The following is a 12,480-nucleotide window of genomic DNA, read 5'->3' as shown; positions in this document are numbered from 1 at the left end:
TTATAATAGATATATGAAGATACTTGTTACAGGTGCTACTGGATACGTTGGCGGTAGATTAATTCCAAAACTTTTAGAACTCGGATTTGAAGTTCGAATTTTAGCTAGAAACCCTGATCGAATTAAGAATAGACCTTGGTATTCTAAAGTAGAAATATTTACTGGAAATGTGTTGAATAAAGATTCACTGCATGGTTTGTTCAAAAATATCGATATTGCTTTTTATTTGATTCATAGCTTGTCTCAGGGTAAAAACTTTGATGAAGCTGATGTGAATGCTGCTCATAACTTTGTAGAAATTGCTGAATTGGAAAAACTCAATAAGATCATTTATCTTGGTGGCTTGGGAGAAGTATCTGATAATCTTTCAAAACATTTATTATCTCGACAACAAACAGGTGAAATATTACGTAGTTCAGAAATTGATGTCACTGAATTTAGATCAGGTGTGATTGTTGGATCAGGAAGTTTATCATTTGAAATTATTAGAAATTTAACTGAACGATTACCTATTATGATCTGCCCGAAATGGGTATATACCAAAACACAACCCATCTCAATAGAGAATGTGTTGGAATACCTGATTCATAGTATTTCCACTAAAATTCCCAAAAATCATGTGTTTGAAATCGGTGGTGAAGATGTATTAAGTTATGGCGATATGATAAAGAGATACGCATTAATAAGAAGACTACGTCGTTTATTAATTCCGGTTCCCGTTTTAACACCGAAACTTTCATCCTATTGGATACATTGGACGACCCCAGTTTCTGCTAAAATCACAAGACCTTTAGTAGAAGGTTTGAAAAATGAGAGTATCGTTTATGATACAAAAGCACAAGAATATTTTCCTCAGATTTCTTTAATAAATTATGATGATGCAGTAAAACTAGCCTTATCAAATATAGATGATCAAGATGTCGAAACGTCGTGGTCAGATTCTTTGAGTTCTAGTAATGGTCAAGATGTTCCAATTGAATCTATTTCAATGATAAATGATAAGCAGATTGACTATAACGAGATATCTGGCATGGTTCATGATAAAAAACTAATTAATATAGATAAATCTTCTTCAGATATATTTAAATTTTTATCTACTCTTGGAGGGGAAAATGGTTGGTTATATGGAAATATTTTATGGAAAATAAGAGGTTATATAGATCTACTTTTTGGTGGAGTAGGGCTTCGGCGGGGTAGAAGAGATTCATTAGTACTTTATCAGGGTGATGCTTTGGATTTTTGGAGAATAGAAAAAGTTATAGATAATAAATTAATTCGATTAAAAGCAGAAATGAAAGTACCCGGAAAAGCTTGGTTACAATATGATATTGTAGAAAATGAGCACAATTGCACATTGACACAAACAGCCTTTTTTGCACCCAAAGGTTTATTAGGATTAATTTATTGGTATAGTTTATTTCCTATACATATTATAATTTTCAATGGTCTAATTAAATCTATAAAAAATAAAATAGAAGAGTAATATTAATTCATTGTATTGTTAATAAACTTTTTTGTGGCACTTCTAAGGTAAAAGGCTGTATTTGAAAAGCTATCTTCAGTAGATTTCGCCAGTTCTTCTAAAGTAATTATTTCACTTATGCCGTTTTCTAAAATTTTCTCATAACCTTTACCTACTGACCCTGAAATACATACAACAGGTATATTAAATTCCTTCGCTTTATTTGCAATAGCAATTGGAGTTTTATTAAATAAAGTAGATAAATCTGTTTTGCCTTCGCCGGTAATAATTAAATCTGCATCTTTGATTATTTCATTGAAATTTAACATTTCACAAATTAGTTCAAATCCAGATTTAATTTTCGCGTTAGTAAATGACATTAGGCCATAAGCCAATCCTCCTGCAGCACCTGCACCAGAGTGATTTGTATAATTTTTACCAATTTGTTTTGCTATAACAGAACTATAATGTAGCAGTGAATTTTCTAATTCATCCAACATGATTACTGTTCCGCCCTTTTGGGGCCCAAAAATGTATGTAGCGCCTGATGGCCCACATAAAGGGTTAGTTACATCACTTGCTATTGTAATATCACATTCCCTAACGTAGGGGTTTATATTGTCGGTATTTATGCTAGATAGTTTGATTAAATTACCACCGCCATATGGAAGTTGTTTATCATTTATATCTAAAAAGATACCACCTAAAGCCTGAATAGCACCAACTCCTCCATCATTAGTGGCGCTACCCCCTAGACCAATTAAAATGTTTTTGTATCCATTATCTATAGCCTCTAGTATTAATTGTCCTGTCCCATAGGTAGTAGTGTCTTTAAGATCAAAATTCTCCTGGTTACAAATGGCTAAGCCAGATGCTAAAGCCATTTCTATGACCGCAGTTCTATTATCTTCCATAACTCCCCATTCTGCTCGAACAGGATAACCAAGTGGGCCGATAACTTCTTTAGTAAATATTTTTCCATTTCTAAATTTCACTAATACATCTAGCGTTCCGTCACCACCGTCCGCTAGAGGAAAGCAAACAGTTTCTAATTTAGGGTTCGCTTCTCTAATACCCATTTCAATGTTTAAAGCTACTGATTTCGAGTTTAGACAGCCTTTGTATGCTTGAGGCGCTATTACTATTTTCATATATCACCTATATTAAAAAACTATTATTTCACGATCATTTTTCGTTTTATCATCAGTAATTTTATATTTTTTGGGGAATTCAGTTTTTTTTGTTGGTAAGTTCCATGGCTGATTTCTTTTTGGTTGCCACGACATTTCGAATATTAAATCTAATATAAGCATATGTTTGAATGTTAATGCTTCAGTTGAATTAGATAACCAACGAGGTACTTTCTGTTGAAATTCTTCTAGAGGGTTTTTTAATGGCTTTACGATATTTTGTTTTATCATATTTAAATACTGATTTTCCCAATATTTAGTTTGCCAAGGTTGGTAGGTTATTAAATCTTGTAAATCTGAGTTATCTATAGAAATACCAGAAAGGTTGCTTTGTCGATCTCTTTCTACAAACAAACCTCCAATTGCAAACATGTCTACAGCGCTGACTATTGTGGGTGCGTTTGTGCGTAGGTATGAATACCAATTAGCCTCTCTATATGTAATATTTATTGTAAATTCATTACTAAACGTGGATTGGGTCCATGCAGACATTTGTCTAAGCATAGGAAGATGTTCTGTTTTAATAAAGGGGAATTTCATCAATGAAGAAGAGTCATTCCAATTAATAAATAAGTCAGGCCAAGGCAGGCCTGAAAGATTATGGGACTCATCTATCTTGGCTTTGTGAGATTTATACGAAGCCCACAAATTACTAACTTGGCGTGTTTGAAGAGGTTTTCCATACTGTAGAAGTTTGTTTTGTACGTAAGAGATTTTGTCTTTAACGCGTCTAATCGTTTCGGCTTCAGAGAACCAAGGAAAAATATAAAGGTGTAATTCTTTTGCAGAGAGATTTGTTTTATTATCTATACTAGTGTCCCTTAAACTTTTGCATATAAATTGTCTATATATTGCATTATTTTAACAGAAAATGCTTTATTTTGGAAATAAATATGCATTTTAATAGATTTTTAATGCATTGGTGAAAATGATGCAGGTACCAAGATTTTGTTTTCTTGTTTCACAATAAACTCCCTTGTTGGTGGCGGCCAATTTGGATCTTGCATTGATTTAGCCCTAGTTTCATTTCGGTCTTGTAGATCTTCATAGGGCCATATATGCATCCATTTATTCAACCCCCCAATATCCGTATACATCCCAAATGCTAATTTTGAATATTTCTCTCTATGTTCTATAGCTTCACCCCATTTTTTTAATGCTTCTCCAATGCTCCCAGGTTTATATGTGTAAATTCTCATTTCATATATATTCCCTAATTTCACATCCCCTTTAAATGGTGTCATGAAATCAGCTGGAAACCAAATTTCTGATTCCATATTCACAATTAAGTCATTATGTTTTGGTGGCCACTTTCCACTTTTTACTGATTCCGCTCTTATTTTATTTCTTTCTGCTAGGTCTTCATAAGGCCATACATGTACTACTTGGTTTAATGGTCCAATTTCTGTATGCCAAAATGCTGCTAGCGGTGAGAATTTTACTCTCTCCGGCAATGCCTCTGCGAAACTTTCTTCATAAGCCTGCACACTGCCTGGTTTAAGCGTGTAAGTTCGTACTTCATATATCATATCTATACTCCTTTTATTATTGGAAAACAGCTCCTATAGCTCCACCACCGCCTGCTATTGATTCCCCTGTAATGCATTCTGCTTTTGGAGAAGATAATACTGCGGTGACAAATGCTAACTCTTCTGGTTTGATAGTTCGTTTAATTGCTACATTCCTTGCAGATTCTGCTTCAATCTCTTCTAATGTCTTACCTTGTTGTTTTGCAGTTTCAGCCATTCTATTCCTAATTGCAGGTGTTTGTGTTAAACCTGGATGCAAAACATTTAATGTGATGCCATCGGCTCCAAGTTGATCAGATAAAGTTTTGGTCATATGTACAACTGCAGCATTTCTTAATCCATATATAGTAGATTGCCTTGCAGACACTCCTCCAATACTAATTATTCGTCCCCATTTTTGTTGTTGCATATATGGAACAACAGCTTTTATACATCTAAAGTATCCAACAACTTTTGTATCTAAATCTTCTATTAGATCCTTTTCATCAGCTTCAGAGATTGATCCTCTAACTTGTCCTCCAACCATTGCTGCACTATTTACGAGAATATCTATTCCCCCAAATTCATCAACTACCTTTTTTACCATACTATCAACACTAGATTTTTGAGTGGTATCTACAACTATTGTAGCTACTCTTTTTCCTGTTAATTTTTCGATTTCTTGTGCTGCTTGGTCTAAAGTTTCTTTAGTCCTTGCAGCGATTGCTACATTTACACCTTCTTGACATAACTGAATTGCTATGGACTTTCCTATTCCCTTACTTCCACCAGTTATCAAAGCTCGTTTGCCATCTAATTCTAAATCCATAATTTTCTCCATTCGATCTATTGTATTTGTTTATGTAGGTTTGATTATTATGAAAAGATCATCGACAAATGTAAATCAGTATGATTTTAAAAAACCATTGCGTGTTTAATAAATCAGGTTTATATTTTTATTTTGGTATTAATTTAAGGTTTACAAGATGTTAGAACACAAAGGAATGAGATGGGGATATGTTTTTTTAAAATCTCCAACTCATCTGGATAAAGAAGATATTTTCGATGTTATGAGAGATGCGGTTGAGATGTATCTTGATGGTGATAGAGAAAGAGAACTCAAAGAATCGTTTTACGAAGGCAAATTATATACTCAGAATAAATATGAACTTATTGGTGCTTTAGGTGGCCAAAGATTTGATGCCGAAATTGAAACTAACAAAGGTAAGGACGTGTTAACTTTCTTAGTGAGCGAACAAACTTCAGGTATGGGATCTTATATCTCTCAAAATTAGGCTTAACAAAAATTGGTTTTATAAGGCGCTGCTTTCATCTACGCGTTGACATTATTTTGATCTTTGGTTATATATTGTCGATATATATAAATATGAAGACTCTAATTCAGGAAGTTTATGAGTCAACCCAAAAAACAAGTTCATATCATAGCAGAACGCTTATCAGAAGGACCTATAATTCACCCAGGACTGAGTACAACAATAGGTGTAAACATACAAGGGCCTTCAGCTATAAGAGTCCCTGATTGGGTTTGCAATAGGCTGGGAAATTTTTATCTCTATTTTGCAGATCATAAAGGAACATATATTAGATTAGCTTATGCTGATCAGATCGAGGGCCCTTGGACAGTGCATGCAGCAGGCAGCCTTCGAGTAGAACAATCGCGTTTTCTTGTGGAGAAACCTAAAGTTACCGAAGAACAGATAAATTATTTTATTGCAGAAAGAACCAAAAGAATCGGTGGTAACAAAATGCATCACGATGTGGTAACAGAAATGACAACTCCACATATAGCATCTCCTGATGTCCATATTGATAATGACCGCAAGAGAATTATTATGTACTTCCATGGTCTTGAGTCTGTAGGAACTCAACTTTCCAGGGTTGCCATATCCGAAGATGGTTTATCATTTGAAACTGAACCACAAATATTAGGCAGAAGTTATATGCGGATATTCAAATATCGAGGATATACTTATGCCCTTACAATGCCAGGCGAGATATCAAGATCTACTGATGGTTTTAACGAATTTGAAGTAGGGCCCGTTTTATTTAATCCGGATATGAGACATTCCGCAGTTCTTTTGCGTGGAGATACCTTGTGGGTGTTTTGGACTCAGGTAGGGGAAGTACCAGAGAAGATACTTTTTAGTACTATAGACCTAACTGGGGATTGGCATCAATGGAAAGAGAGTGAGCCTGTAGAGTTAATAAGACCAAGCTTTCCTTGGGAGGGTTCAGATGCTCCTCTTATAGAGTCTGTTAGAAGCACTGCGTACGGTTATGTCAATCAACTAAGAGATCCCGCTATTTTAGAAGACCAAGGTAGATTGTTTCTTTTTTATGCTGTCGCAGGTGAATCTGGTATAGGCTTAGCCGAGATAAAGATGCAATAATTTAACGTGTGAAATTAAAATATAGTAACTAGTATTTAAGGAGAAAATATGGCTGTTTATTCAATTAGTAGCATAAATGTTAAAGACTGGGATAAGTACCGAGAATATATGGAACTTGTACCGGCTATTATCGAACAATATGGCGGTCGATATCTTGTTCGTGGTGGTGAAATAATTGCGGATAATACTAACTGGGGTTTGAACCGTATTGTGATATTAGAATTTCCAACAATTGAACAAATGGATGCATTTAGAAATTCTTCAGAATATGCTCCCGTAGCTTCTATACGTCATGAAGCGGCAGATACAGTTGGTTTTACTGTCAGTAACAATGAGTAATTCATACGAAATTCCTGTGGTACGATTAGCATCAAAAGATGATCTTTTTCATATCGTAAATTTCAATATATCTATGGCTTTAGAAACTGAAAATATTACTCTGAACCAAAACGAAATTACACAAGGAGTTCAAGCGGTATTTGATAATCCACATTTGGGCAGATATTGTGTTGCAACAATAAGCAACAAAATAGTTGGAGGTCTATTGCTTACAACTGAATGGAGTGATTGGCATAATAAATATTATTGGTGGATACAAAGTGTATACGTAAGTCCTGAATATAGAAGAAATGGTGTTTATAAATCACTATATGAATTTGTTTGTAATTCGGCTAAGGAACACCGAGATGTATACGCAATACGTCTTTATGTAGACGTTAATAATAAAATAGCCCAACAGGTTTATAAAAATTTGGGTATGAATAAATCGAATTACGATATGTTTGAAGAAGTAGTCATTATATAAGTTTCGCTATGCAAGATAATTATAGGGTACAAAGCATAATTGCAAATTACTTTGATCTTTTTGGAGTAAAAGATTCTGAGGAAGTTAAAACATACCTTCTTTCATTGGCAGATAATAATGATCATATTATTTTTCTTATGAATTGGATTAAAGGTACTATGTTTATTCCAACTGATCATGCAAAAAGTATGATAGTGAAATTTAGGCAGACTGATAATAATGAACCTATAGTAAATTTATTAGATAAGTTAGTACTTTGTGTCGTAGATGATTTTTATAATACTTCTGGTGTAATTCCTGAATCATTTAATGTTATGTTAGAAAAAATGGGGTTAGATGCATTTGATCCAAACCAGGAGCAAATTGACCTATAAATTCAAGTAAACATTTTGAAGATATATGCTATTCATTGTCTATTTCTAACTCTCTATATACTAGACCATAGTCATTCATAAGGCTTGCTATTCTAGGATCGTCAATTTGATTAAGAGCTTTGAAAAAACCAGCTAATGTGTGTGATACCATTTCATCAGGCTTTGCAACCCAGTTTTTGGGGGCACCATGAGTTATGTAAATTAAACCATGTTGGTTTGATGAAGAAGCTTCTAGTGAAGTTAAATCTTGCTGGTTTTTGATTGTTAATCCTTTTATTTCACTCATGTGAGCCTTTCTAATTATAATATTCGTTTTGTTTAATTTTAGAGCTTCCAATAAATTCTAATTGTCTCCATGCTTCATATACAACAATAGAAACTGCATTGGATAAATTAATACTTCTATTCTGAGGGATCATTGGTATTTTTAAAATATTTGCACTAGGTATTTGAGTAAGAATTTCAGAGGATAATCCTTTACTTTCTGAGCCAAACACAACTGTATCCCCTAAATTATAGTTAATATCATTATACATATTATTAGATGATGTACTTGTTGCATAAATATTTATAGGATTATTTTTTTCAACATATTCTTCATATGTGTCATAAATGGATATATTGCAATTAAGATCATAATCTAGACGTGCTCTTTTTAAACTTTTATTATCAAAATTAAAACCAATAGGCTTAATTAAATGTAAATTACACCCTGAATTAGAGCATAATCGAATAATATTTCCTGTATTTGGCGGTATTTCTGGAGCAACTACTAATATGTTTAATAATTCATTCATTTTGTATATTTAGCTTAATAACATGTTGTAGAATGTGTAATCAGTAATAAATATAGAATATTATAAATGTCCGAGCAAGTTTTTGAATTATTCTTTTTGAGGTGAATTTATGGGTACGAAAAATCTAAAAGAACTAATTATGGATCAAAAGATATTAAAAGAACCAATAGTTTACGACTGCCTGCAAGCAAAAATTGCAGAAAATTTAGGTTTTCAAGCAATCGCTATAAGTGGGGGTGGCGTTTCAATGTCTAAGGGTTATCCTGATGCTGGATTAATGACAATGAATGAAGTATTAGAGGTTGCTGGTTATGTTGCTCGATCAGTTAATATACCTGTAACTGCTGACGGTGACACTGGTTATGGGAATGCTTTAAATGTTTGGAGAACTGTTAAGGAATTTGAAGCTGCCGGATTAAGCGGAATTAGTTTTGAAGATCAGTATTTTCCTAAAAGATGTGCATACTTTGAAGGTAAGCAGGTTGTGGCTATCGAAGAACATGCAAAAAAAATTGAAGCTGCTGTAAAAGCAAGATCGAGTGATAATTTTTTGATTATAGGGCGATCTGATGCACTCAGTGTATCGGGTTGGGAAGATACGATTAAAAGAGTAAAGACCTATTATGAAGCAGGTGCAGATATGATTAGGATTGAAGGTATTCAAACCTTAGAAGATGCAGAGATATATGCCAAAGAATTATCAGGAATACCAAAATCATATAATGGACAAAGTATAGACGCAGCTACTGCAGAAACCTTAGGCTTTAATGTCATATCTCCAAATAATTACTTACCAAGTGTTATTTACAAAGCAGTAAAGGATAGTATGGAGGAATTTGAGAAAACAGGTACAGTCGATTTTGATGTATCAAACTATCGACAAGAATTAGCTGTCATTATGGGGGTTGATCAATTGTTCGAAATCGAGCAGAATTATGTTTTATAAGTATTAATCATTTGATGTAGTTGAATTTGGAGGATGTATGAAAATTGCTCGTATAACAAGCCCGCAACAATTTGAATTTGTGGACGTACCGGATCCTGAAATTAGTGAAGGGGAAGTTTTAGTTAAAATGGAGCGATTATCGATATGTGGTAGTGACCTACGAATTTTTGATCGCACATTTGAAGAAGAAATGTATCCGATAGAGCATGGTAAACCCTGCCATGAATGTGCTGGTGTTGTAGTGGAGACAAAAAGCTCAGAATATAATGTTGGCGATAAAGTTATAGTTTTCCCTGATGGTGGTAATGGATTAGCAGAATATCTTGCAGAACCAGCAGAGCGTTTAGTTCGTTTACCAGATGGTAAGGATATGTCTACTTTACTAATGTGCCAGCCTGTAGGTACGGTTATGCATTCATGCAAATTGACTGGAAGTGTTATTGGGAAAAAAATTGTTGTTCTAGGTCAAGGACCTATAGGTTTGAGTTTTAGTAATTTTTTAGCCCAAGGTGGAGCAACAAAGGTAATTGGAGTAGATTTGTTAGATTATCGTTTGGATGTGGCAAAAAATAATGGTGCAACCCATGTTATTAATCCTAACAGAGATAACCTTGAAGAAGCTGTTGCAGAACTTACTAATGGTGAAGGTGCTGATATTGTTGTTGAAGCTGTGGGAAGACCTGAAACCCTTAATGGCATATGGAAAATAATAAAGAAACAGGGGAAAGCAATACTTTTTGGATTATCTCATGATGAAGACGTATTTGAATTCAATTTTGATGAAATGACTTCAAAATTGCCAATTATAGAAGTACATAATAGTGCACGAACTTGGGATATGCCTCAAGCCGTTAATGAATGCATCGAATTAGTAGAACAAGATAGATTAGATTTATCATATTTAGTAACTCATAATATGAAATTTGAAGAAGTGCAGAAAGCGTATGAAACATATAGTTCCAAGTTAGATAATAGTTTAAAAATAACTATGGAACTATAAAATTGTAATGGATAAAACTCTTTCTTGACCGCTTAAGTCATGTAAAACTTTAATTTTATGTTTTGGAAATAAGTGCTGTATTTTGTTTTTAAGTATATATTTCTGGTCAGGATCAATTTCTAAAAATATGGCTCCATCAGGTTTGAGTATTTTAGTACTTTGCTCGATTAGTCGTGAAATTATTTCTACACCTTTAGTTCCGCCATCCAAAGCAGTTTTGGGTTCATAAAGAAATATTTCTTTTTGTAATGTAGGAATTCTTTTTGTAGGTATATATGGTAAATTAGCGACTATTAAATCTACCTGCACTTTTATACTTTCTATTAAATCACCTACTAGCACGTGGAAATTATTATTATTAGTAATTTTAAGTATATTTTCATAAGCAATTTGGGCCGCATTAGGAGATATATCGATTGAAATAAGGTCTATATTAGGAAAATATTTTAAAATGCTTGCACCAATAACTCCACTACCACATCCAACATCTAAAACTTTAGGACTTTCAATAGATTTATGGCGTAAGTAATTTATAATAGATTCAACTAAACATTCTGTTTCTTGGCGAGGAATTAATACTGATTCATTAACTCGAAATAAGTTCCCAAAAAATTCTCTAACCCCAAGTATATATGCAAGCGGTTCATGACCTATTCTTCTATTAACTAAATTCTGTATTGTTTTTTGTTCAGATATTGAAATAGGAGAATTAATATTTGCGTGTAATTGCGCTCTAGTTATTTTTAAAGCAAATGCTACAAGAAGATCACTTTCTAAATCGCTATCTATAATAGCGTTTTCGTTTAATACCTTTCTTGTTGATAGTAAGACTTCTTTTATATTGATCAAACTACTGGATTTTCTAATAACATTTCTTTTTCTTTTTCTTGAATTGGATCTATCAAGATATCTAAATTTCCATTTAGGACATTTTCCATATTATGGATGGTCAGGTTAATTCTATGATCTGTAATACGATCTTGAGGAAAATTATAAGTACGTATTTTTTCTGCTCGTTCACCTGTCCCAACTTGTGATTTTCTATCACTACTAATACTTTGCTGTTGTTCTCTAGTGGCCTTGTCTAAAAGCCTGGCCTTGATTACATCCATAGCTTTTTGTTTATTTCTCATTTGGGAACGTTCATCTTGGCAGACTGCTACAATTCCACTAGGAATGTGGGTTATTCTCACTGCAGTAGCCACTTTATTTACATTTTGTCCCCCATGACCACCAGCATGAAAGATATCTATTCGCAAATCATTATCGCTAATATCTACATCAACATCATCAGCCTCAGGTAACACAGCTACAGTTATAGTTGAAGTATGAATTCTACCTGATGACTCAGTTGATGGTACCCTTTGCACTCTGTGTGCACCACTTTCATATTTTAATCTTTTATATACATTTTCACCTTGTACAGAAAAAACTATCTCTTTATAACCACCAATACCGGTTTCATTCATTGACATTATTTCAATATTCCAATTGGCAATTTGGGAATATCGAGAATACATACGATATATATCACCTGCAAATAATGCTGCTTCATCTCCTCCAGCAGCAGCTCGTATTTCTACAAAAACATTTCTTTGATCATTTGGATCCTCTGGTAATAATAATACCTGTATTTCTTCTTCTAGATTCGTTTGCTTGATTAATTCTTCATTTAATTCTTCTTTAGCGAGCTCTATTAATTCTTTATCATCTTCGGAAGAAATTATTTTTTTCAAACCTGAGATAGATTTTAATAGGGAGTCATATTTATGATAAGTTTTCGATTTTGATTCTAGTTGTGAGTATTCTTTGCCTAATTCAGCCAGAAGTTTTGGATTATCTGAATTAGCCGGATCGGCAAGCAATAATTCTACTTCTCGAAATCTTTGTTCAAATTTTGATAATTTTTCTAACATTTCCTCAATAATCTGTTATTTATGAATATTTATACTGAAGTATAGTTTACATCAATATTCATGTTCAACGC

The 12,480-nt window shown here is 33.5% G+C and carries 16 protein-coding genes; 8 read left to right on the top strand and 8 right to left on the bottom strand.

All coding sequences use genetic code 11. The annotated features are described in order from the left end of the window. Window positions 1-13 precede the first annotated feature (13 nt). Window positions 14-1,483 carry an SDR family oxidoreductase gene (locus tag FI695_01810; GenBank protein MQG50703.1) on the top strand — a complete coding sequence of 490 codons (1,470 nt, stop codon included), beginning with the start codon at window positions 14-16 and terminating at the stop codon, window positions 1,481-1,483. A 2-nt stretch (window positions 1,484-1,485) separates the two neighbouring features. Here FI695_01810 and FI695_01805 read toward each other — a convergent pair whose 3' ends face one another. From FI695_01805 to FI695_01790, 4 genes are all read right to left on the bottom strand, one after another. Then, entirely contained in the window at window positions 1,486-2,613 is a 1,128-nt protein-coding gene (locus FI695_01805; GenBank protein MQG50702.1) for a glycerate kinase, read from the bottom strand. Window positions 2,614-2,625: 12 nt separating this feature from the next. Further along, window positions 2,626-3,300: a hypothetical protein gene (locus tag FI695_01800; protein ID MQG50701.1), complete on the bottom strand. Its 675-nt coding sequence runs from the start codon at window positions 3,298-3,300 to the stop codon at window positions 2,626-2,628. A 263-nt stretch (window positions 3,301-3,563) separates the two neighbouring features. Next, window positions 3,564-4,181: an NIPSNAP family protein gene (locus FI695_01795; protein ID MQG50700.1), complete on the bottom strand. Its 618-nt coding sequence runs from the start codon at window positions 4,179-4,181 to the stop codon at window positions 3,564-3,566. Window positions 4,182-4,197: 16 nt separating this feature from the next. Then, complete coding sequence (locus FI695_01790; GenBank protein ID MQG50699.1) at window positions 4,198-4,989, bottom strand: SDR family oxidoreductase; 792 nt, start codon at window positions 4,987-4,989, stop codon at window positions 4,198-4,200. A 157-nt stretch (window positions 4,990-5,146) separates the two neighbouring features. Between FI695_01790 and FI695_01785 the strand changes: the two genes are divergently transcribed. The 5 genes from FI695_01785 to FI695_01765 all read left to right on the top strand — a co-directional run bounded on the left by FI695_01785 (window position 5,147) and on the right by FI695_01765 (window position 7,750). Next, on the top strand, window positions 5,147-5,455 hold the full coding sequence (locus FI695_01785; GenBank protein MQG50698.1) for a hypothetical protein: 309 nt from the start codon (window positions 5,147-5,149) through the stop codon (window positions 5,453-5,455). Between the two features lie 117 nt (window positions 5,456-5,572). Further along, window positions 5,573-6,571, top strand: coding sequence for a hypothetical protein (locus FI695_01780; protein ID MQG50697.1), 999 nt, complete (start codon window positions 5,573-5,575; stop codon window positions 6,569-6,571). Window positions 6,572-6,619: 48 nt separating this feature from the next. Beyond that, window positions 6,620-6,910: a DUF1330 domain-containing protein gene (locus tag FI695_01775; GenBank protein ID MQG50696.1), complete on the top strand. Its 291-nt coding sequence runs from the start codon at window positions 6,620-6,622 to the stop codon at window positions 6,908-6,910. Beyond that, the gene (locus FI695_01770; protein ID MQG50695.1) at window positions 6,903-7,376 is read left to right on the top strand and encodes a GNAT family N-acetyltransferase; all 474 of its coding nucleotides are present in this window, start codon (window positions 6,903-6,905) and stop codon (window positions 7,374-7,376) included. Before FI695_01775 ends, FI695_01770 begins: the two co-directional genes overlap by 8 nt. A gap of 8 nt (window positions 7,377-7,384) precedes the next feature. Then, window positions 7,385-7,750: a hypothetical protein gene (locus FI695_01765; protein MQG50694.1), complete on the top strand. Its 366-nt coding sequence runs from the start codon at window positions 7,385-7,387 to the stop codon at window positions 7,748-7,750. A gap of 28 nt (window positions 7,751-7,778) precedes the next feature. On the opposite strand, the gene FI695_01760 is transcribed toward FI695_01765, so the two are convergent. After that, entirely contained in the window at window positions 7,779-8,036 is a 258-nt protein-coding gene (locus tag FI695_01760; GenBank protein MQG50693.1) for a hypothetical protein, read from the bottom strand. Window positions 8,037-8,046: 10 nt separating this feature from the next. Beyond that, window positions 8,047-8,547 (bottom strand): tRNA (cytidine(34)-2'-O)-methyltransferase, encoded by a 501-nt coding sequence (locus tag FI695_01755; GenBank protein ID MQG50692.1) that lies wholly within the window; start codon window positions 8,545-8,547, stop codon window positions 8,047-8,049. Window positions 8,548-8,656: 109 nt separating this feature from the next. Here FI695_01755 and FI695_01750 point away from each other — a divergent pair, with 109 nt between their 5' ends. Together FI695_01750 and FI695_01745 are read left to right on the top strand one after the other, a co-directional pair. Beyond that, on the top strand, window positions 8,657-9,493 hold the full coding sequence (locus tag FI695_01750; GenBank protein ID MQG50691.1) for an isocitrate lyase/PEP mutase family protein: 837 nt from the start codon (window positions 8,657-8,659) through the stop codon (window positions 9,491-9,493). Between the two features lie 37 nt (window positions 9,494-9,530). Further along, on the top strand, window positions 9,531-10,493 hold the full coding sequence (locus tag FI695_01745; protein MQG50690.1) for a zinc-binding dehydrogenase: 963 nt from the start codon (window positions 9,531-9,533) through the stop codon (window positions 10,491-10,493). Here FI695_01745 and prmC read toward each other — a convergent pair. Both prmC and prfA read right to left on the bottom strand, forming a co-directional pair. Next, window positions 10,488-11,360, bottom strand: a complete 873-nt coding sequence (prmC, locus tag FI695_01740) for a peptide chain release factor N(5)-glutamine methyltransferase (GenBank protein ID MQG50689.1) — start codon at window positions 11,358-11,360, stop codon at window positions 10,488-10,490. The genes FI695_01745 and prmC overlap by 6 nt on opposite strands. Next, the gene (gene prfA / locus FI695_01735; GenBank protein ID MQG50688.1) at window positions 11,339-12,409 is read right to left on the bottom strand and encodes a peptide chain release factor 1; all 1,071 of its coding nucleotides are present in this window, start codon (window positions 12,407-12,409) and stop codon (window positions 11,339-11,341) included. Before prfA ends, prmC begins: the two co-directional genes overlap by 22 nt. Window positions 12,410-12,480: the final 71 nt, after the last annotated feature.

The sequence above is a fragment of the SAR202 cluster bacterium genome (assembly GCA_009392515.1).
In the GTDB taxonomy this organism is placed as follows: Bacteria; Chloroflexota; Dehalococcoidia; order Lucifugimonadales; family UBA6952; genus UBA6952.
The sequence above is the reverse complement of the archived record's forward strand: the minus strand, read 5'-3'. Positions and strand labels throughout refer to the sequence as shown.